Origin of the sequence: Kamptonema animale CS-326 (assembly GCF_028330895.1) — a bacterium.
GTDB classification, from domain to species: Bacteria; Cyanobacteriota; Cyanobacteriia; order Cyanobacteriales; family Microcoleaceae; genus Kamptonema; species Kamptonema formosum.
Genome location: NZ_JAQMUA010000060.1, coordinates 1 through 22,268 on the forward strand (window position 1 = coordinate 1; position 22,268 = coordinate 22,268).

At 42.6% G+C, this 22,268-nt stretch carries 18 protein-coding genes; 9 read left to right on the plus strand and 9 right to left on the minus strand.

The window, feature by feature from the left end; genetic code table 11:
* From PN499_RS03560 to PN499_RS03570, 3 genes are all read left to right on the plus strand, one after another.
* The coding region (locus tag PN499_RS03560; RefSeq protein WP_272030309.1) for a calcium-binding protein at nt 1–1,688 on the plus strand (1,688 nt) is incomplete at its 5' end.
* Nucleotides 1,689–1,890: 202 nt separating this feature from the next.
* Nucleotides 1,891–2,871 carry a hypothetical protein gene (locus tag PN499_RS03565; protein ID WP_272030310.1) on the plus strand — a complete coding sequence of 327 codons (981 nt, stop codon included), beginning with the start codon at nt 1,891–1,893 and terminating at the stop codon, nt 2,869–2,871.
* Between the two features lie 181 nt (nt 2,872–3,052).
* On the plus strand, nt 3,053–4,519 hold the full coding sequence (locus PN499_RS03570; RefSeq protein WP_272030311.1) for an AMIN domain-containing protein: 1,467 nt from the start codon (nt 3,053–3,055) through the stop codon (nt 4,517–4,519).
* A 7-nt stretch (nt 4,520–4,526) separates the two neighbouring features.
* Here the strand turns inward: PN499_RS03570 and PN499_RS03575 are convergent, their stop codons facing one another.
* From PN499_RS03575 to PN499_RS03595, 5 genes are all read right to left on the minus strand, one after another.
* Nucleotides 4,527–4,949: a YidH family protein gene (locus tag PN499_RS03575; protein WP_272030312.1), complete on the minus strand. Its 423-nt coding sequence runs from the start codon at nt 4,947–4,949 to the stop codon at nt 4,527–4,529.
* A 114-nt stretch (nt 4,950–5,063) separates the two neighbouring features.
* The gene (locus PN499_RS03580; protein WP_272030313.1) at nt 5,064–5,720 is read right to left on the minus strand and encodes a hypothetical protein; all 657 of its coding nucleotides are present in this window, start codon (nt 5,718–5,720) and stop codon (nt 5,064–5,066) included.
* Between the two features lie 250 nt (nt 5,721–5,970).
* Nucleotides 5,971–6,636, minus strand: coding sequence for a cadmium resistance transporter (locus tag PN499_RS03585; RefSeq protein WP_272030314.1), 666 nt, complete (start codon nt 6,634–6,636; stop codon nt 5,971–5,973).
* Nucleotides 6,637–6,761: 125 nt separating this feature from the next.
* A complete protein-coding gene (locus PN499_RS03590) occupies nt 6,762–7,469 on the minus strand; it encodes a cadmium resistance transporter (RefSeq protein WP_272030315.1) in 708 nt (235 codons plus the stop codon).
* Between the two features lie 95 nt (nt 7,470–7,564).
* Nucleotides 7,565–9,070, minus strand: coding sequence for an APC family permease (locus PN499_RS03595; RefSeq protein ID WP_272030316.1), 1,506 nt, complete (start codon nt 9,068–9,070; stop codon nt 7,565–7,567).
* Nucleotides 9,071–9,377: 307 nt separating this feature from the next.
* Between PN499_RS03595 and PN499_RS03600 the strand changes: the two genes are divergently transcribed.
* Together PN499_RS03600 and PN499_RS03605 are read left to right on the plus strand one after the other, a co-directional pair.
* Nucleotides 9,378–10,313, plus strand: coding sequence for a LysR substrate-binding domain-containing protein (locus PN499_RS03600; RefSeq protein ID WP_272030317.1), 936 nt, complete (start codon nt 9,378–9,380; stop codon nt 10,311–10,313).
* Between the two features lie 321 nt (nt 10,314–10,634).
* Complete coding sequence (locus PN499_RS03605; protein WP_272030319.1) at nt 10,635–10,856, plus strand: hypothetical protein; 222 nt, start codon at nt 10,635–10,637, stop codon at nt 10,854–10,856.
* 39 nt (nt 10,857–10,895) lie between these two features.
* Here PN499_RS03605 and PN499_RS03610 read toward each other — a convergent pair whose 3' ends face one another.
* Nucleotides 10,896–11,768 (minus strand): prohibitin family protein, encoded by an 873-nt coding sequence (locus PN499_RS03610; protein ID WP_272030320.1) that lies wholly within the window; start codon nt 11,766–11,768, stop codon nt 10,896–10,898.
* 69 nt (nt 11,769–11,837) lie between these two features.
* Nucleotides 11,838–12,566, minus strand: a complete 729-nt coding sequence (locus PN499_RS03615) for a DUF4079 domain-containing protein (RefSeq protein ID WP_272030321.1) — start codon at nt 12,564–12,566, stop codon at nt 11,838–11,840.
* Between the two features lie 90 nt (nt 12,567–12,656).
* Here PN499_RS03615 and PN499_RS03620 point away from each other — a divergent pair, with 90 nt between their 5' ends.
* From PN499_RS03620 to PN499_RS03630, 3 genes are all read left to right on the plus strand, one after another.
* Nucleotides 12,657–14,033 carry an FAD-binding oxidoreductase gene (locus PN499_RS03620; RefSeq protein WP_272030322.1) on the plus strand — a complete coding sequence of 459 codons (1,377 nt, stop codon included), beginning with the start codon at nt 12,657–12,659 and terminating at the stop codon, nt 14,031–14,033.
* Between the two features lie 95 nt (nt 14,034–14,128).
* On the plus strand, nt 14,129–15,553 hold the full coding sequence (locus tag PN499_RS03625; protein WP_272030323.1) for a (Fe-S)-binding protein: 1,425 nt from the start codon (nt 14,129–14,131) through the stop codon (nt 15,551–15,553).
* A gap of 145 nt (nt 15,554–15,698) precedes the next feature.
* Complete coding sequence (locus tag PN499_RS03630; RefSeq protein WP_272030325.1) at nt 15,699–17,201, plus strand: PAS domain-containing protein; 1,503 nt, start codon at nt 15,699–15,701, stop codon at nt 17,199–17,201.
* 236 nt (nt 17,202–17,437) lie between these two features.
* On the opposite strand, the gene PN499_RS03635 is transcribed toward PN499_RS03630, so the two are convergent.
* Together PN499_RS03635 and PN499_RS03640 are read right to left on the minus strand one after the other, a co-directional pair.
* Entirely contained in the window at nt 17,438–19,759 is a 2,322-nt protein-coding gene (locus PN499_RS03635; protein ID WP_334311650.1) for a beta-propeller domain-containing protein, read from the minus strand.
* Complete coding sequence (locus PN499_RS03640; protein WP_272030326.1) at nt 19,749–20,933, minus strand: RNA-guided endonuclease InsQ/TnpB family protein; 1,185 nt, start codon at nt 20,931–20,933, stop codon at nt 19,749–19,751. The genes PN499_RS03635 and PN499_RS03640 overlap by 11 nt, the downstream gene beginning before the upstream one ends.
* Before the next feature lie 448 nt (nt 20,934–21,381).
* On the opposite strand from PN499_RS03640, the gene PN499_RS03645 reads away from it, so the two are divergent.
* Nucleotides 21,382–21,960 carry a phycobiliprotein lyase gene (locus PN499_RS03645; protein WP_272030327.1) on the plus strand — a complete coding sequence of 193 codons (579 nt, stop codon included), beginning with the start codon at nt 21,382–21,384 and terminating at the stop codon, nt 21,958–21,960.
* Nucleotides 21,961–22,268: the final 308 nt, after the last annotated feature.

The window sequence follows — 22,268 nt, forward strand, 5'->3', positions numbered from 1 at the left end:
CTCCTACGCCTACGCCTACAGGCACTCCTACGCCTACAGGCACTCCTACGCCTACACCTACGCTATTACCTACTCAGCCTTTCGCCCCAGTAGAGGAACCGGACACGAGTTGTGGTTGCACTCCCATTCCCGAAAAACCAGAGTTTACATTTACCGCACCGCAGATACTGCCAAAAGTCGAATTTCAGCCCGATCGATTGTTCGGGGGTGGGATTGAAATCATCAGTGGCGATCAGGAAAATGACTTGTTGACTGGTAACAGTGCAGATAACTGGTTATTTGGCGATCGCGGCGCTGATACCCTACAGGGCGATCGCGGTGCAGATATCCTGATCGGCGATAGCGGTAGCGCAAATCCCGGAGATGGCGCTGGAGAAGAAGATTTAATCTTTGGGGAAGAGGGGAACGATATCATTGGCGGCGGTGACGGTAACGATACTATTTACGCCGGTAAGGAAAACGATCTCGTTCATGGTGGGAAAAATAATGACTTGATTTGGGGCGATCTCAACTCCGATATCCTGATCGGTGACAGTGGCAATGACTCTATCTTTGGTGGTGTCAACGATCTATCTGTTTCCGACTTAAATCCTGACTTACTTTTTGGCGGTAGCGGTAATGACTACCTCAATGGTAATGAGGGTAATGACACCGTAATTGGCGGTGAAGGCAAGGATATTGCCTACGGTGGCAAAGGCAATGACCGGATATTTGGGCAACTTGACTCTGATATCCTTTATGGTGGCGAAGGCAATGATACGATTTTGGGCGATCGCGGTAGTAATGGCGAGGTTGCACCTGTTGGTCAGGAAGATTTGATTTTTGGCGATCGCGGCGACGATATCATCGGTGGTGGTGACGGTAACGATACCATCCATGCTGGCAAAGATAACGATCTCGTTTACGGTGGCAAAGGCGACGATCTGATCTGGGGGGAATTGAACTCGGATACGATTGTGGGTGACAGCGGTAACGATACCATTTACGGCGGCCTTAACGACTTCTTTAAAACCGATCCAGAGGGACGCGATGTGCTATTTGGTGGCATCGGTAATGACTTAATTAATGGTCAAGAAGGAGACGACATAATTATTGGTGAGGAAGGGAATGATACCCTTCGAGGTGGCAAGGAAAATGATGGTCTTCGTGGCGGTAGCGGTAATGATTTGATGTTAGGCGATAACGGTAACGATCAACTCTGCGGCGATGAGGGGAATGATACTATCTACGGAGACAATAAAGGCGTATCTGTTGCTGTCGGTGGATCTGGCCAACGTGATTGTATTAATGGCGGCAGCGGAGACGATCTGATCTATGGCAATGAAGGGGAAGATAATCTTAATGGTGATGACGGAAATGATTCACTTGCGGGAGGTAAAGATAATGACATTTTATCTGGCGGCACAGGAGATGACTGGCTTGTGGGCGACTCCGGGGAAGATACTTTAATTGGTGGAACAGGAAATGATGTTTTTGTTTTGAGCCCTAATAGCGGTGTGGATACTGCGCTTAATTTTGAGGTTGGTTTGGATAAATTTGGACTTGCCGGGGGTCTTTCCTTTGACCAATTACAAATTACTCCTACTCTGGGCGGGACTGTGTTCCAAGTCGCAAGTAATGGTCAAGTCTTGGCGAATCTGTTGGGGGCTAATGGTGTGATTTCTACTTTGGATTTTGTACTGGTTTAGAACTAAAGGGTGCGATCTCATAGGTAGGGTGGACATTACACGCCCTACTTTTTGCTAATTGTATGAGGCTAATTCCTAATTGCTAATTGGCTCTGCCACCTATCGCCGATATGATACAATTGGAGAATGTAGGGTAAAAAAACAAGCTCATAACACAAGCAATAGTCAACACATTAATTATACTTCTTGAGGAACGGATGCTATGTCTCTTCTCAACAATGCCATTGAATCAATACAATTGGGCGTAGAAGACTACCTTATGCGTGACAGCAAAAGGTATCGGTCTGCCGTGAGAAATATTTGTGCGGGAATACTTCTTCTTTATAAGGAGAAATTGTACCGTTTATCTCCGTCACATGATAAGGAACTTTTAATTAAAAAAGATATAAAACCAGTTTACGATCGTTCAGGAAACGTAATTTTTCAAGGTGCTGGCAAAAGAACAGTAGATGTTCAAGAAATTAAGGAAAGATTTAACAGCCTGAAAGTTACGGTTGATTGGAAAAAGTTTCAGGATCTAAATGAACTTCGCAATAATATAGAACATTACTATACAAATAAATCTCCTGATGCAGTTCGTGAAGTCATTGCTAAATCATTTATTTTAATTCGAGACTTTATAAATGATTGCTTAAATGAAGAACCTCATCAACTTCTTGGTAATGAATCTTGGCAGGTTTTGTTAAAGACCGCAGATGTGTACGAGGCTGAAGAGGCAGCTTGTAAAAAATCATTTGAAGCAATAGAATTTAAACATCAAGTTTTGCAAGATGCCGTAGAGAAAATCCGGTGTCCATCTTGTTATTCAAGTCTGATAAAAGCTAAAGATACAAGTGAATTCAGCATCTTTACTTTATTAAGTTGTGGATATTGTGGCAAGGCTTTTGAGTTTGGGGATGTGATGAGCGAATGCTTGTCAGATTGGGAACATTTGTCTGATTCTGAAGAAAGTTTTGCCTACTGCAATAATTGTGAATACACGGTGAAAGCATCGGTAATTCCTACAGGTGACGGATGGCTGTGTTTATCCTGCCTAACTACTCAAGATCGGGTAGGCTATTGCGGCTACTGTAGTGAATTTGTTGCGGGAGACGTAGAAAATAGTTATATGTCAGGTTGCTTAATGTGTGACGGTCAGATGGCACATTATATGAATTCTAGCGCTTATAATCGGGATGACTAATTAAGTGCAATCCAAGGTGCTGAGTAGCAGGGGCTATCTGACATCGATTGCACTTGCAAATTTATAAGTTATAGTGTATATTTACCCAAATAATTCACCCCTATAATCAAAAATCAATTTTAATTTTTAATTTTAATTGTTCTCAAGCCTAGCTTTAATCGCAACTTTCTCTTTGATGGCCATGCAACACAAAAAATCAGTACAAGGATTTTTGCCAAGTTTAGACAGTCAGACTCTCCGCAAGGCCACAGCCACGCTGCTTGCTTGCCAGTCGCTTAGCCTGAGTCTGACAGTAGCCGCCGTAGTTATCACCTTACCAATAGGACAACGACAAGCTGCTGCTGCATTGCTGACAAATTGGTTGTTCGATCCGGGGACAAATCAGCTAGAAGTCATGCTGCCAGAGGGAATAACGCCTAAGTTTTCTCTTTTAGACCAACCAACACGGATAGTTGTTGATTTGCCGGATACGGAGGTAGGAACTGATACTACCCAATTGTACCCAGAAGGTACGGTGCGTTCTGTCAGCCTGAGCCAATTTCAGCCGGGGATGGCGAGAATTGTGATTGATTTTGCTCCGGGAGTGGTGTTAACTCCAGAACAAGTACAGTTACAACGCATAGGTTTAGAGAATCGTTGGGTATTGCGTCCTTTGTTTTCAGGGACGAATAATCTGTTAAGTCAAGGAAATTCAATGACGGGGGCTACAGCAGGGCCAATCCAACGCGGCTTAACTACTCCGCCACCACCTACGTCGCCGCCTAGTAACAGTAGACCTGTGGCTAATTCTACTACTGCTAGACCTCAAAGTAGCACTCAAACTGCATCGTTGGCGCGATCGCCTCAAAATTTACCTAATCCTAATCCTGCGATACTAGAAACTCCCAATCCGCCGATCCAACCGCTGACAGTACCGATCGCTACTTTCCCAGTTAACCAAACAAGGCAACAAGCCGCTTTACCTCCTAGTTATACACCCACCTATACGCCGCCGCGATCGGTTCCATCGGTGACAATTCCGGGCTATGCGACCCCAGCAAGACCATTAAATTGGAATGAAGAGCTTCCCAGACAGCCGATCGCTCCTTTACCTACTAGCAATTATGATAACTTTGTCCCGCCTTCAGTTTATCCTTTACCAAATGCGATCGCGCCAACTGCATTCGCGTCCAATATCCTGCTACCAGCAGGAACTAGACTCAGCTTGCTTTATCCCGGTGTAGAGCCTTTAGCGCTAGATCCTAAACCTTCAAGACAAGAAGTGTTGCTATTACAAGGGGGCATTCTTGATAGCTATGGCAATACGATCGTACCACCCAATACCCCAATAATCGGACGCTTTGAAAGCAATAGCGAAGGTACGCGATTTATTGCTCAAGCGATGTATCTTAATGGTCGTAGCATTCCTCTAGATGCGCGATCGGATCGATTTGGTAGTGGCGATCGCAAACCCTCACAAAGGAGTTTTCTGCGTAATTCCGGGATTGGAGGAGTAGCATTATTTGTACTTAGTGGTTTTACAGGTATTGGTTTACTTGCGGGTGCTGCTGCGGGTGCTGCAACAACTTACGCCACTGCTCCCCAACCTGCTACTATTCAACCCGGTCAGATTGTGCAAGTTCGTTTAAATGAGGATTTAAGATATTAGTTGACAATCATTCAGCGACAACAGGAATCGAGGTAACAAAGGGAGCTGAGAATACAAAATAGACAACTCCAGCTCCCAAAAGCATTACTGCAAAACTGAAGAGCATTACCCAACCTTCTGCTGGTTCATAAGTATCTTCGTCAATGTCTCGGCGGACGTTAAAGTAGTGATTAGTTGAAAGTAAGACTGTCACTAAACCAACTAAAGAAAATACTACACCTAACTTCCAACCAATTCCAGGACGTGCGATCAGAGGCGGTTGTAAGATGCGGAGACGGACGATCACAACGCCAAAACCCATGAGTGCGATCGCGGTTCGCATCCAAGCTAAATAGGTGCGCTCATTTGCTAAATGATCTCGCACCCGCGAGGGATTTTGTAATTTTGCCTTTTCTGTATCTATTTTCGTCGATCTAAACTCTAATAGCATTTAGTGGTAATTGGTAATTGGTAATTGCTAATTGCTAATTGCTAATTGCTAATTGCTAATTATTAGTCGCAATCAACAACTAACAACTAACAATTAACAACTAACATCGACTTACTAATCATTTGGATCTTCCATAGGGACGTTAGGAATTCGCGTATCTATGGATGTTTGCGATACATTGGGAATAAACCAATTAACATCGCCTGATTTGAAAAATTTAGCAGAAGGAACATTGAAATCCAAGGCGGAAGTATCGGGATTAGTCTTAACTACTAACTGGCTGCCATCAACTATTTTAAGAGCTACAGCCCCTTTCAAATCTTCTCCTTGTGCCGCAGTAGTTAAATTTGTCGCTGCACCACTAGGAATATATACTCCCTCACAATCCCAATATGGTTGAGTTGTTTGACCAGGCCCTAGAAAATAGAGGGCGTTATCGTAGGAAGACCGAGATTTTTCGCCCTTGGGGCCGTAGATAGCCAAATTGCTGCTTGTTTCGTTGCGGCATTGACCCCAGTTTATCCCCGTTTCTAAAGCGTACTTTTGAAATTCCAAGTCAGCAATTTTTTTGTCCAGTTCCTCCCGTGTATAACTCTCAGTTTCAATAGGTGTTTCTTTCGCTGCTAACAGAGTATTAAGAGCTTGAGTCACCTCTATGTAGTCGGGGTTATTGGAGTATTTTGGAGTTTTTGGATCTGCCCATGAGGGAGGAGTAAACGCTAAGTTAACTAGAAGGACAAAAAGCACTAAAATAACTTTAAACAGATGCACAACTTTTCTCCTTTTCACGCTTATTGGTTCAGATCGCCTTGCTTTTAATTCAAGGTCTTTATAATTGATCTTATCATCTCAAACTTAAGATTTAAAGTCAACTAAAAATATGGAAAATATAGTTAATTTTTTTTGTAAACTTTGTCCAATAACCCGGTAAAGTTGCGGTAATTAGCAGCAATTTAATTCGGTGTTTATAACGCCGCTATCTCAGCGTTAAAGTCACCTCTGGGACAGCACCATTATTATATTATCGGGATGCAAAGGATGGCAGCAACCGATAAGTACCGTTTTCAATCAAAATAAATATTCCCAAGCCGATCAAAACAAACGGTACAATCGCCTTAGCATAACGAGTTAATACTTTGGCAATGACTGGGTGACTGGTTAATAGATAAGCAATATAGCACCAAACTGCAATCAGCACAAAGAAAACAGTCAGAATTACTGCCAAACTCGCGCCATCGCTGCCAGCAAATAGCGGCAAATAAATACCGATATTATCTCCGCCATTAGCAATAGTTACTGCGGCAACGTTAAAGGTTTGTGGGGGAATCAAACTCCTGATTTTTGACAATAAAGATGAATTTTTTTCCTGGTCTTCAAATTCCCTTGCTACTCCCTGTACCTCCTGTTCATCACCATCCCGATTCACTAAGTGGCTGAGGCCTATGGCAATTGGGAGTAAACCTAGTAAGCCAATCCAAGCTTTAGGAATAATTAAACCGCCAAAGAAACCGGGTAAACTAGCAACAACCAGTGCTGTAAAACCGAGATATTGACCGATAGCGATATGCCGGGGGCGAAAGGTAGAATTTATTTGCGCGAAGAAGAGCATCAAAATAACAATGTCATCAATATTGGTCGCGACAAAGGATGTAATTCCGGCAATAATCGCTGTGGCAAGCCAATTCATAGCGCTGGTATTAAAGAATACCCTATAAAAGGGCATTATTATTGTATCGTGGATGCAATGCTTGAGTCATATATCTTAAGACCGATCCCTAAAATTGCCGAAAACTCAGGCAATCTTCCTCAATTTTATTCAACTTCAGGAACTCGGCTGTTATTTCTGGCAATAGTCAGCACGCAGAAACAGCCAGCAATTAGAGAGATTACGGTTAAACTCGGACTTTCCAAGGTGTGACTTTTTACCAGAATTAATGCGCCCAAACCCATTAATATAAAAGGCACAAAATTGTTGCCGTAGCGAGTCAGAGTATCTGCGATCGCTCTCATCTGAGTTAAGCGATAAGCGGCAAAACACCAAACTCCTACCAGCGTGAAGAATACGCCGAGAAGAACCACTAGCCCCTGCCAAGTGCTACTAGCAAAAAGGGGGACGTAAATGCTAATATTGTCGCTGCCATTGGCTACAGTTACGGCTGCTACGCTGTAAGTTTCAGCCGACAGAAAACTGGTAAATGGAGAGTTTTGAGAGCGACTTATTTCTTGCTCATCGTCTGATTCATCGTTATCCACGTTCACCAAGCGGCCAAAGCCGATCGCGATCGGCAATATGCCCAATAATCCGATCCAATCTTGCGGTAAAATTAGGCTACCAAAGAAACCAGGAAGGCTGGCGAATACCAGTGCTGTGAATCCTAAATATTGACCAGCAACGATATGGCGACGGCGGAATGCCGCGTTTACTTGGGAGAAAAATAGCAGCAAAATGAGAATATCGTCAAGATTGGTTGCTGTGAAAGCAGTTGCACCTGTGGTGATTGCAGTTAGTAACTCGTTCATTTCTTCAATTCCTTATTGTCTAATTTTTGCTGTACTTGCTTTGGAATTGGACAGTTTTAAGTCGTCTGAAGTGTAGGCAATTTCTAAACTAAAGATTAATCGAGACCGTCTCGGTCAATCTGTATAGCGTTTAACTGAGCAGCCGTATAAAAGGCATTCGGTTCGTCAAATTTAGCGTGAATTGCATCAATGCCTCGCTCCATTGTGGATACAAGTTCTGGAGAACGCAGCCTTTGCATTACAAACCAGCCGCAAGTGACAACCAAGTACATTAAGAACAGGTAAGGAAACGCATCGTAAGGAGCTTCGGGAACTGGGAAAAGATTACTACCGGGAATTCCTATGCTACCGAAAATGGGAATCATCATAAACCCAACTGCTACAACTGAGAATACTAAATCCCGGACGCGGAGTTTTTTAATCTTGTGCAGGTAAACTGGAGCGGCAATAGAAATTAGGACGTAAACTGTTAAAAATCCATAGCTGCAAATCGCTCCCAAATATCCCATACACTCGAAGAGTTTGATGTGGAAAAGGGACATGGCAGCCGGCACAATGAATGTCACCAGCGAACAGATAGTAACTGCAACGTGGGGCGTGCGGTTGGAAGAGTGAGCTTCGCCCATAGAACTTGGAAATAAACCGTGACGAGCCATTGTAAAGAATACTCTTGCTGCGGGATTGATGCTGCCAAGGACGCAAGCAAAGAAGCTAAAGAGAGCACCGAAAGCAACTAAGTCTCCCAGAAAACCAACTCCTGCTTGTCGTGAGAGAAAACCCAGAGGTTCTTCAGAGGTGGTAATCGAAACTCCAGTGCCGCTAAATCCTAACACTTCAATGTAGGTCATTGAGATGAAGAATAAACCAGCTAGTACAGCGCTACCCATTACGGCTCTGGGGATCGTTTTTAACGGTTTTTTCGCTTCATCGCCGAGGGAAGTCGCGCTTTCAAAACCAGAAAAACCGAACATTACTAAGACGAGTCCCATCGCTATATTGCCCGGAGTTACGCCTTCAAGGGTCAACTGGGACATATCGAGTACAAATCCTTTGTGGGCCCAAATGACGATCCCCAAAACTGCGATCGCAACCAGAGATGCTCCTTCTAGCCACAGCATCGCTACTGCTGAAAGTTGGATGTCTTTATAAGCTGCATACCACGCTAATCCCGCACCGATCGCTAACAGCGTGATACTTGATGGATGGATACCTAAATGACCGATTAAACTCCCGCTAAAGTTTGCAAATCCACACAAAACAGACATTCCAGTGAAGAGGTAAGCCAAAACCAAACTCCAGCCACAAATCACACCTGCTGTTGGGCCAAGGCCTTTGACGATGTAAGAGTAAAGCGAACCGGGAGAGGCAGAACGGCTAGCAAACTGGTTGATGTTGATACTGACAAACACTAGCCCGATCAAGCCGATTAGAAAGCTTAGCCAAGTTCCGTTCCCTGACAAGGCAACGATCAATCCAATGTTAGATGCTGGTATTGTAGTGGGTGCGATAACTGCAAAGGATTGCGCCAGGACTTCTCCGAAGGAAAGGCAATCAGGTCTTAAACCATGCTCGCTCTGATTTGGTTGAATTTTACTGGTCATAACAGAATCTCCATTCACTGCCTAGCGATCGCACATAGCGATCGGCTTTAATGTGGGGTTCTGCCTCTGCGCCGGGCCCGTTGCTAAAGGCGTAGATTTAACTTTAAGGTCTACACCCGATATAATCAAATGTTGTTTTTTATTAAATTAATAACTAGAAGTGATGCAGGCTGACATCCTTTTCGGTAAAGCAGGCGGGAAATCTTCAGATTGCGGCATCGGAGGAAAGGACTATAAATAACCGTGTTTTATTTATATAGCCTGACTTGAAAGTTACGGGGATATTTAAAGTTTTGGGAGGAAGAGAATGGCTGGAATGACGCTCGATCAACTGCGAATTTTTATCGCTGTGGCGGAACACTTGCATTTTAGCCGCGCGGCCGAAGAGCTTTATATTACGCAGCCGGCCGTCAGCGCAGCAATTCAGTGCTTAGAGGAGCAATATGGAGTGAAATTATTTCACAGAATCGGCCGCCGCATCGAGATCACTGAAGCTGGAAAATTGCTGCAAGGGGAAAGCCAGAAAATTATCGACCAAGTGGTGCTAACGGAGCGGGGTTTGCGGGAGTTAAATGACTTGCAGCGAGGCGAGTTGAAATTGGGTTCAAGTTTGACTATTGGTAATTATTGGCTACCGGAAAAGATCGGTTTTTTTAAGCGCGAATATCCGGGAATTACTGTTAACTGCACTCTAGCTAATACTGAAGAGATTTGCTTTGGCACGGCGACGGGACTGTTTGACTTGGGTTTGGTGGAAGGTGAGGTGAAGCCAGCGCTTAAAGTCAGTTTGGAAGAGGAAGCTGTAGGAGGCGATCGTTTGTTAATTGTGGTGGGCAAATCTCACCCTTGGTTTGAGGTTAAGGAAATTTCTTTATCTCAACTTTATACGACGGCTTGGGTAATGCGGGAGTCGGGTTCGGGAACGCAACAAAGTTTTGAGCAAGCTTTGGAAAACTGGGGAATTGATTTAAGTAAATTAAATGTAATTTTAGTTTTGAATAGTGGTGAAATGGTGAAGGCAATTATTGAAAGCGGTGTAGGTGCGGCAGGAATTTCTGAGTTAATGGTTGCTAAGGAATTACAGCTTCATACGTTGCGCTCGATTCCCATTAAAGATGATAGAAGTGGCTCTAAAGGGAAGAGTATTGAAATTTGCCGACCATTTTTGAAGCTGAAGCATCGGCAACGCTTTCAGACTCGACTTGCTAAAGCTTTTGAAGAGATGTTAACTGTTAACTGTTAACTGTTAATTGTAAGGTGGGCGCTCGCCGCAACCAGGCTGTAATTTATCGCAGAAAATATTTGTCGGCGAGCGCCCACCCTACGTTTGGCGAGCGCCCACCCTACGTTTAATTATATCCAACTACTTAACTGTTGAACGGTGGACAATGCCGATAGCGATCGTTGCTCGGCCTACTTTTGATTAACTGTACATATTTATCAGCAAAATTTTTCTGTCTTCTGGCATAGTTTGACACTGATGAGAATTTCTACTTCAGACAGAGGTTAAGTAATGTCAAGTTCTGGAAAACTAATAAGGAAGCTTGATTGGAGGGTCAAAACTATGTTTGAACTACTAGAAAAACGAATTCAGCCTTTGTCGTTAAATTTTAAAGTCTTGGAAGTTGCTTATGAGCTGTATCTGCAAGCTCCACAATCTGACTCTCCAGTGATTAACTTAAAAGACTTAGCTCAGAAAAGTAATGCCAGCGTGTTCGACTGCCGAAATACAATTGTTAGCGCTAACAAAATTGGCAAGTTCCCTAATTGCTCTCTTTCTTCTTAAGGTATCGTTGGAGGATAACCTATTATCTCCTCTACTGTTTTATTGAGGAAGGCTGGTGTTACCGCCATTGATTGATTTAGTCAAATCTAATAAGTTGGTACTGCTGTCACCGACAACTAACGGTAAAATTCCATTCCATTTTTCTATAGCTTCCTTTTCCAAGATTTCCGGCGTTAAATTTTCACGGAGTAATTTTTGTGCTTCCGCTTCGCCTCTTGCTAAATTCACTTTTGCTTCTGCCTGTTTTACCGCCTTTTGAGCGATGAATTCGGCGCGTTTTGCCTCTTGTTCTGCTATTTGTTTTGCCTCTACCGCAGCGCTAAATTGCATTGAGAAGTGGACGTGGACTAAAGAAATATCATCGACGGCAATGTGATAGTCAATTAGCCGTGTGGTTAGGGAAGTGTCTACTCCTGCTTTCACTTCTCCACGCTTGGTAATCATTTCTTCAGCAGTGTATTTGGCAATCACGGCTTTTAGCACTTCTTCAACAGCAGGATTGATAATGCGATCGATGATTGCTGTTTCGTTTCCTATTTCTTGAAAAGCGGCATTAGCTTCTTCTGGGATAATATGCCAGTTAAGAGCTACATCAGCGAATACATCTTGAAGATCCTTTGAAGATGCTTCAGCGGAAATTTGCTGTTTTTGTACTCGCACGCTCAATTTTTCGACGGTATTTACTAAAGGAATAATCGCGTGAATTCCTTCTCCGAGTATCCTGTCTTCTACTTTTCCAAATTGCATTAAAATGCCTCGTTCCCCAGCGTTAACGATCGCAAAGAAAGTAGAGATGAGAGCAAGTACCAAGAAAAATATAGTAAGTCGGATGAAGATGTAAATATCTTGGTTGATTTTAGTTTTAGTGTTTGATTTTGATGCGAGAGTATTGCTATTAGATTTTCTGCTCATTTTGACTGTAAAATAGTTGCTTGACTCCTGTTAATGTGTTAAACTTGAAATTCGGAGTTTCTACCATTTTTAATTTTTCATTCCTATGGATGACGAGGATTTAGGACAAGTTTTATTATTCCAATCGCACTGATAAAGGTGTTCTTGCTGCCAACTCAAAGGAATTTCTAGCAAGTCTCTAGAACCGGTCATGCCTTGACCAATAAATAGTAACAAAGCTACGCAGTTTAGAATTGTATGAATTTTGCGCCACTTGTTAGTTCTATCTTTGTAAATTTCGGGAACAATCGCCAGGGAAACAATCATTAGTATGGCGGCGAGTAAACCGTAATAAAAATGAGAAAACATCCATTGATCGTCTCTGCGAAAAATACCATCTTGGAAGGCAATAATTATTAAACCAGCACTGCTTAAAGTGGCAAATATAGCCCGCCATTTTGGTAGTGTTGCTTTGTAAAGAAATACCAGGGAAGCTATGGTGGCTACAAACATTAGAACTATAAAAACTACTTGGAAAGGTGCTTTACTCCATAGTTGATTCTTCAAAATACTATTGAAAAAAATAACATAGGCAAAAGCTACTAAGCTAACTCCGACAACTGAACCAGTCAACCAGCGGCCTAATTTAACGTGCTCGGAACCGACGGAGGGCGGAATTTTGCTTTTGCCATCACCCGCGCTTTGGAGGCGGCGCGATCGCGTTTGCCATGCCATATTGACAACCATGCCAATAATCGGGAAAACCACCGCTACTGCTAAGGCAGGATGGAGGAGGGCCATTACATCTACGAGTTCCATAAATTAAAATTACTAAGATGATGTTTAGAAATATAATAGCTTTAAGTATTTTTTTTTGTTATTTTTGCGAGGGAGTGTCTCCTAACTTTAATGAAATCGACTTTAACGGATAACTGGGCATTAGCACAAGAACTAGAAAGCATTGTCGGCACTGATGCCGTCTGTCCCTGGCAAGATACAGATACTTTTTGGCAAAAACGGATAGAAAGTGCGATCGCCCCAGGTACGGAAATTGACTGCACTGTTTATCCTCATACTCAAGAAGAACTCGCGGCGGCGATCGCTTGCATTTCCCGGAATCGACGAGGAGTTTTGCCGGTGGGTAGCGGTAGCAAACTTGACTGGGGGGGATTGGTGAGAATAGAGCCCCCCAACCCTCGCGATCGCAGTCAGGTTTCAGAACCCGCCTTAAAAAGGGGTAAAGGTGGGCTCGTAGTTGTCAGTTGCGATCGCATCAACCGCCTGATCGATCGCGCCGTTGGCGATTTAACCGTCACAGTCGAAGCCGGGATGAAATTTGCCGAATTGCAGCGAATTTTGGCCACCTCCGATCAATTTTTACCCCTAGATCCAGCATATCCAGAACAGGCAACCATCGGCGGCATTATTGCTACCGCTGACGCGGGCTCCCTTCGGCAAAGATATCGGGGCGTTCGCGATTTATTATTAGGAATAACCTTCGTGCGATCCGATGGCAAAATTGCCAAAGCAGGAGGGCGCGTTGTTAAAAATGTCGCTGGCTATGATTTGATGAAGTTGTTAACAGGTTCCTACGGTACGCTGGGCATTATTAGTCAAGTTACAATGCGGGTTTATCCGCTGCCAAACGCATCTGTAACGGTAATTTTAACTGGCGAAGCTGAAGCTTTAGCAAACACAACTCAAACCTTATTATCCTCAGCTTTAACACCAACAGCAGTTGATTTGCTATCAAGGCAGTTGGTAGAAAAATTAGGTTTGGGTAAAAATTTGGGTTTAGCCGTAAGATTTCAAAGTATACCAGAAAGTGTTGAGCAACAATCCAGCCGTTTGCTAGAAGTTGGCTATAAGTTAGGATTAAAAGGAACAATCTGTGCTGACAAAGATGAGACTAACTTGTGGCAGAGATTAAAATCAATTATCTGGTCAACTACCCCAGATTCAACAATTATCTGTAAAATAGGAATAATACCATCTGCATCTGTAAATATTTTAGCACAGTTCAATCTGGGTGATGGCTTGATTCATGGCGGTAGCGGGTTGGGAATTTTGCGGTTTGAGAAGGCGACCGTAGAAAACATTTTACAGTTACGTCAGCAGTGCGAATCTCAGAGTGGATTTCTCAGCATTTTGAAAGCTCCTGCTGACATTAAGCAACAGTTAGATGTTTGGGGTTATAATGGAAATGCCCTCAGTTTAATGCAGAAAATTAAACAGCAATTTGACCCAGAGAATATTTTGAGTCCCCATCGTTTTCTATTTCCTTGAAAACTTACGTAACGCCGCCCTCTAGACCATAATTGACCCCCCAGATGGCAGCGTTACCGACAAAAACAATAAGTATAACTAAAAGTTAATAATCTATGCAAACCTCAGAAAAATCCTCAGAAAACACCGATTTACAACCAATTAATCCCACCAACTTTTTAGCACAAAATCCCCATTTACAATCATTAGAAATCCCCGGATTTGACAGTAAAAATCCCCCCTCAGCCAAATTAATTGACACCTGCGTTCACTGCGGATTTTGCCTATCAACTTGTCCGAGTTACCGCGTACTTGGCAAGGAAATGGATTCCCCTAGAGGTCGCATCTATCTCATGGATGCTATTAACGAAGGTGATGCACCCTTAAATGAGGCAACAGCACAGCATTTTGATACTTGCTTGGGTTGTTTGGCCTGCGTTACTACTTGTCCTTCTGGGGTACAGTACGATAAATTAATTTCAGCAACTCGTCATCAAGTTGAGAGGAATTATCAACGAAATTTATCTGATATCTTAATTCGTTCTATCCTGTTTAACTTCTTCCCTTATCCTCATCGATTGCGGCCTTTACTTGCCCCTTTATTTCTTTATCAAAAATCGGGGGTGCAGAAACTTGTCCGTTCCACAGGTTTGCTAAAAAAAGTATTTCCTCGCTTGGCGGCAATGGAATCAATTTTACCCGCCATTTCTGTAGAATCATTCCGGGATAATTTGCCTACTATTATTCCAGCACAAGGGGAAAAACGCTATCGAGTTGGCATGATTTTAGGTTGCGTACAACGGCTATTTTTCTCGCCAATTAATGAGGCCACAGTCCGCGTTTTAACAGCAAATGGTTGCGAAGTAGTAATTCCCAAAAGTCAAGGATGCTGTGCTGCTTTACCAGAACACCAAGGGCAAACCGAACAAGCCAAAACTTTAGCTAGACAAATGATTGATAGCTTTGAAGGAACAGGTATAGATGCTGTGATTATTAATGCGGCTGGTTGCGGTCACACTTTGAAGGAATACGGTCACATTTTAGCAGATGATGCAGAATATCAAGAGAAAGCGCAGACATTTGCTAGCAAAGTGAAAGACGTGCAAGAATTCCTAGCAAATGTAGGTTTGACAGCCAAACTTTCTCCCCTAATTGATGGAGAGTTAAAGATTGTTTATCAAGATGCCTGTCACTTACTGCACGGACAAAAGATTAGCTTGCAACCCCGTCAGTTATTGCAGCAAATTCCCGGAGTAAAATTAAAGGAACCCCTAGATGCAGCTTTGTGTTGTGGGAGTGCTGGGGTTTACAATATGTTACAGCCAGAAATTGCTGATGAATTGGGACAGCAAAAGGTTGAGAATTTATTAAATTCTGGAGCAGAATTGATTACTTCTGCTAATCCTGGTTGTTCTTTGCAAATTAAGAAGCATTTGGAGTTGCAGGGAAAACAAATCACGCTGATGCACCCAATTGAGTTATTAGATTATTCAATTAGGGGGGTAAAGTTGCTAAGGAAGCAATCTAACCCTGCAAGTTAAGCATTGAATCCATTCCCTCAAAATACTGAGGAGTGAAATATATCTTCAAACTCAACTTGCCGTAAATATCAGTAAATTCTCGGTTGTTAGCAGCTTAGATTTCTGCAATTATTAATGTATTCTTTTCCAATTCCTGTGGTAGATTATGTTATCTGATAAGTTGCAGGCTTTAGAACCACAAATTAACGAACTGTTGCCCAAGATACAAAACATAACAACTACTTTAAAGAAACAATCAGTGTCTTTCCACGAAGTAGCAATTAGCGACCCGTTACTTATTGAGGAGAATAAGACCCTAGAAAAGCTGAAAACAATTAATCATAAATTAGAAGTCAAAGTCATGCAACAAGCCTCTCAACTTAGACAGTTAGAGAAGCAGTTGCAGGAGGAGAAAAAAAAACACATCAGGTCAAATCAGTTATTGGCAAAAAGCGAAGCCAGACTACAATCTATTGTGCGGAATGCTTTCGATTTAATTATCGTCCTAGAAGCTGATATGCGAGTACAATATCAGAGTCCAGCAATAGAGCAGATTTTAGGATATAAGCCAGAAGATAGGATCGGAAAATTATTTGGTGAGTTAATCCATCCAGATGATTTAGCTGCTGTGAAGTCTTACCTAGACAATTTACTAGAACAGTTTGAGCCCCACCAAACTATTGAGTTTCGGAAACGCCATGCCAATAATTCTTGGGTATATTTAGAAGCGATTGGCAGCAATTGCCTTCACGATTCCAGCGTCGGCGGCATAATTATAAATCTGCGAGATATTACTGAAAAAAAACAACATCTTAAGAAAGTTTTAACAACAAATATAGACATCAATCAATTTAGAGAAACTGAAGCAAAAGTCTCTCAATTAGAGTTTCGCGATCGAAAATTTTCCCAAATTATCTGTGAGTTTGGTTATGATTTTACTGTATTGTCTGATGGGGTCTTTGTCTGCGAGTGGATGACAGAAGCTTTTACCTCCATTGCAGGCTACACGCTACAAGAATTAAAGAGTTTAGGCTGGCTGCACTTTAACCTAATTCATCCCGATGATGAACAGATAGTATGGCAACAAATCCAGTCTTGTTCATCTAGTTGTAGTGAAGAAAGCGAGTACCGAATTATTACTAAAAATGGTGAAGTACGATGGCTGCGAGACTACAAACAAATTATCTGGGACGAGGAACAAAACTGTGTCACCCGCGTTTACGGTATCTGTCAAGATATTACCGAATGCAAGCGTTACCAAGTGGCTTTACGAGAAACAGAACGCACTTTACAAAGGTTTATTAAAGTAGCATCTTTGGCAATTATTGGCATAGATGTTAAGGGAAAAGTAACGCTTTGGAATCCGGCGGCGGAGAAACTTTTTGGCTGGATGTTACCAGAGGTTGAGGGAAATAGATTGTCGATTATTCCTGAAGAACACAAAGAGAATTTTTATGCGCTGTTTCAATCTTCGCTCCAAGGTGAAGTCCACAACGGTGTAAAATTGCACCTTAAGAAGAAAGATGAGTTATTGTTTGAAAGCTACTACTCCACAGTACCAATGCGAGATGCCGCAGGCAAAATTATCGGTACTATGTACGTATTTTCTCAGGTGGTAGAAGAACCTTTTTGGGTACGTTATCTCCGTTGTCCAACGTTGCGCGTTTGAGCATTTTGAGTATTTATAGCAACCGCTTGGTTAGGGATTAGGGGCTAGGGAAAGAAGGGAAAGAAGGGAAAGAAGGGAAAGACAAAATTGGTATTAAGTAAATCCACCTAATTAAACATAAAATCGGGATGGTTAAAAAAGCTGACTGTAGAAACATTCTTTCTTCTCTCCTAGATAACTAAATTTTTCTTCCTTCTCTCCTAGATAACTAAATTTTTCTTCCTTCTTCCTTCTACTTAATTGATTTCCCCTTCCAACTTTAAAAAATGCAATCTCCCTGACGCTTCCCCCGCTACAATTGTCATGCCATCAGGAGATATCGCACAGCATTTTAAAGAACTATCTCCCGTAAAACTAGCAATCACTTTTCGATTGAATAAATCCCAAACTTTGAGAGTATTATCATCAGAAGCAGAAATTAACCGTTTCCCCATGACTACGATAGATGTTACTGCATCAGTGTGACCTGTGAGCGTAAATAGTTCTTTCTTCCCTCCCAAATCCCAAACTTTAATCGTACTTTCCCGCGAACCAGAAATTGCCCATTTGCCATCGGCTGTGACGGCTACAGTATTGACAAAACTGGTATGGCCTAGGAGAGTAAAAAACTTATTACCTGTCACTAAATTCCAGACTGAAGTGAAAATATTTTCTCCAGTTTCCAGACTCCAAATCTTGAGAGTACGATCGCCAGAACCTGAAATTAACCGTTTACCGTCAAGGGTGACAGCTACAGCTTTTACCCCATCTGTATGACCGACGATAGTTAAAATTTCTTCTGCTGTTTCCAAATTCCATAACTTGATAGTTTTGTCTCCAGAACCCGAAATTACTCGCTTACTATCGGGGGTGATAGCAATAGAATTCACCCAATCTTCATGACCTCTAAAAGTGTAAATTTCCTGTCCATTTTCCAAATCCCAGACTTTTATAGTTTTGTCACCCGAACCGGAAATTAAACGCTTGCCATCAGGGGTGATAGCCACAGCTTTAATCCAGTCGTCATGACCTGAGATTGTCCGAATTTCCGTCTTTGCTTTTAAATCCCAAACTTTAATATTATTATCACCAGCACCGGAAATAACTTGCTTACCATCGGGGGTAATTGCTACAGCATTTACCCAATCTGAATGGCCTAAAAACGATGAATTTTCATGTCCTGTTTCCAGATCCCAAATCTTAAGAGTTTTGTCAGATGAACCAGAAATAATCTGCTTACCATCGAGAAGTACGGCAACAGCATTAACTGGCCCAATATGATTGCTCAATGTAAAAACTTCTGCCTTGGTTTCCAAGTTCCACACTTTTATAGTTTTGTCACCAGAACCAGAAATCACCAGTTTTTCATCCAGAGATAATGCCACAGACTGTACAAAGCTAGTATGACCTCTGAGAGTAAAAAGTGCTTCTTTTGTTGCTAAATTCCAAACTTTGATTGTCTTATCATAAGAACCCGAAACCAAGTAATTACCATCAGTTGTAACAGCTACAGTTTTTACCCAATCTTCATGACCTATGAGGGTAAAAAGTTCTTTTCCTGTTTCCAAGTTCCAGACTTTGATGTTGTGATCGCCAGCACCAGAAATCAGGCGTTTACCATCAGCAGTAACTACTACAGTTTGCACAAAACTGTTATGACCTTTGAGGTTGAAAATTATCTGTTCATTTTCTAAATTCCAAACCTTGATCGTACCGTCCCAAGAACCAGAAATTACTTTCGTACCGTCGGGGGTGACGGCTACAGCTTCTACTGCGAAGGTATCGCCTCTAAATGTGAACAGTTTTTGCCCGGTTTCCAAATCCCAGATTTTAATAGTGTTGTCCCAGGAACCAGAAATTACTTTCTTACCATCAGGGGTAATTGCAACAGCATTGACATAAGTGAGATGACCTTTAAGAGTAAAAATTTCTTCGCCGGTGGCGAGGTTCCAAATTTTGAGGGTATGATCGGAGGAGGCGGAAATTGCCTTTTTGCCATCAGGTGTAACTGCTACTGCTTGTATCCAGTCTGTATGTCCTACAATGGTACGCCGCAGTCGGCTTCCCGGAGGGGTAAAACTAGAGGTTAACGGTTGCAACCAAGCATTTTTTTGCTGTTTTGCGCGCTCCAGTAGTGCCTGAATTTCCGGGTTTTGGAAAGATAATAAGCGCCCAATGAGTTGTCCAGCTAATTGTGCGGGTTCTTTAGAGATAATGTGGGCAGAAAGTCGAAGGGTATCTTGAATTAATTGCAGCGATTTGGCTTTGGGATCGGAAGGGGAGAGACTCAAGTTGCTAACTAGATTGTAATCTTCAATTAGCGGTTGTATTCCTAGAGTTTCTAGTTTGGCTTCAATAAAATCATAATTTGTTAGCAGGTGGTGCAATTTTTCTGTATCACAAGCATCCGCTAGCTGACTTGGTAGGGTTGCTAAGAGATCGTGCTGTTCTGCGAACGATAAGTTATCTAAGGTTTCTCTAAACTCACTCATAGTTTTACGGCGGTATTTCAAAAATGTTGGGGGATTTCTTGACACTCCCACGCCTAAAGGCGATGGGATTCTTGGTTCAACGATCAACCTTAACCAGCTCTGATTGCTCAGAACAAGCCAGAGGGTCGATCTCCTCAAGCGTAGAAATTCCGGTGTGTCCCACCGTATTTATTCCTAAACCCTTAGCCAAAATATTTTTAGCCGCATTCAAATCTCGATGTTCAATCAATCCACAAGATGGGCATTTATGAGTACGAGTCGATAGCGATTTCTTAACTCTTGTCCCACACCCTGAGCAATCTTGAGATGTGAAATCAGGCGCTACTGCTACAACGTGAACCCCACGTATTTTGGCAAAATAGTCAACCCAATTAGTGAACATCGACCATGCTGCATCTGAAATAGATTTGGCAAGCTTATGATTTTTTACCATGTTTGACACTTTCAAGTCTTCATAGGCAATCGCATCGCTAGATACTGTTAACGCCCTTGCAGTTCTTACTGCAAATTCTCGGCGCTGCCTACTAACCTTCAAGTGTTTTCGAGCCATCTTATTGATAGCTTTTCTTCTGTTTTTAGACCCCTTTTTCCTTTTAGAGACTCGTCGTTGCAATCTCTTTAAAGACTTTTCCGACTTTCTCAAGAATCGGGGATTCTCAATATGATTACCCTCTGAGTCTGTGTAGAAAGACTCTAACCCTAGATCGATACCCACTGCTTTACCAGTTGGCAATTGTGGCTCAGAACGCTCTACATCAATCAGGAATTGGCAATAAAAGCCATCGGCTCTTTTGACAACCCGAACTCGTTTGATCTGTTCGGGTTGATAAAAGTTTAAGTCGCGAGTTCCTATGAGTTTGAATGTTCCGGCCTTGAATCCATCAGTAAAAGCGATACGTTTCCTGTCTTGAGCAAGTTTCCATCCAGTTTGCTTGTATTCGACTGAACGACCGCGCTTTTTGAACTTTGGATAACCTTTCTTTCCTGGTTTGCCCTCTTTACAGTTCTTGTAAAACCGAGAGATGCCACCCCAAGCTCTATCAGCGGATGATTGCCTAGCTTGCGAATTTAATTTCCCAGCCCAATCATATTCCTTGGCCAAGTTTGCACAGAGTTTCTGTAGATCGTTTTTACTAACACCCCGATTGTCCATCCAGTACCCCAAAGCTTTATTACGAACAAAATTGGCAGTACGAATTGCTTCTTCGAGCAACTCGTACTGCCAGTTTTTTCCTTTCAATTTCGCTTCTAGTACCAACATGGTTCGACCGTCCAATCAATACTTGTATTCTATCAGATTTCAAATTTGATTTTTTGAAAATGTGACTGCGGCTCTCATCCGCATCTACTCATCCCGACCCCTGAAGGGGCGATGCTCTCGTGGCGAAAAGGTCTGTAAGGCAATAGCTTTGCTTGACGCGACCCGCACCCAGGGGGATAGTATCAATCTTAATTCTTCTCTTTATTTAGAATGACATATTTAAAGGCTAATTGCTATGAGCGCCACAGGTTTGTTTGTAGATATTGACAAATACTGCGTTTAATGGTAAGGGTAGATGGTTGAAGTTAATTCAAACTCGCCCGATCGCGCCATTAGTCCTTCCGCGAACCCGCAGTTTAGATAGCCGCAGCCTTTAACCTGTAGATTTCAATCCCCAGACAATTAAAATTAAAGTATTGAGCAGTAGTGACGCGAGACAATATAATTCATGGACATAATAGAATTTTTTGAGCAAAGTGCAGGCAAGTGGTTTTCCCAGCGTACCCTTCATAACCTGACCTCCGGGAAATTGGAGGCGGGTAAATCCGAACTCAAAATTGAAATCCTACCCGCAAGCGATCCCGCTGTCATCCAACTTTGCTCCGAACACTCGCTTAACCCAGCCTCAGCGCCGTTAGCAGGAGTTCGCGTCACCTGGAATCCGATCGCAGATCAAAATCACAAGAATGGCTCTAGACTTCTAGTACCCATTCCCAATTCTGATAACCCCAAGACAGGGAAATTATTACAAAGTACAGACCCCGCCTCTAAAAATGCGTTAGCGAAGCCAACCCAAGGCATTACCACTCGCTACATTATCGGCGAAGACGATGTGCTGACACTGATTGGGGAGTCAGAAGGTTTCTATGCTGAAGAGCGTTTGTGGTATCTCATACCTAATCTGCGGCTACGCACCAGCGTTGTCAAGCAACCTTCGGGGATGACGATCGCATCTTTCTGTTCCGAAATTCGCATGGGTGTAACTCAGCCAGCGGCCGAAACTGCGGGTGCAGAAACCAGAAGCTAAATTTGAGTGGTTTTGAGTGTTAATTTTACTTTAAAAAAGTTATTCAACACCGTTATCTATCACCCTAAATCCCCCTTGTTCAGGGGGATTTTAACTTGGTTAGGACTTACGCACCCAACCTCATAAACCGGGTTTCGACTTTCGCTCAACCAGCAGTTTTTTTACGAAAATACTTCGTTGTTCCCCACATATTCTCTCAAAAACCGTTCGGCTGACGCTAACGGCGGAAGCCCGGTTTCTAAGGCCATGAACGTAACTCCTGTTGGTTCTCTTTTCCATTTATTGTCATTGCGAGCGAAGCGAAGCAA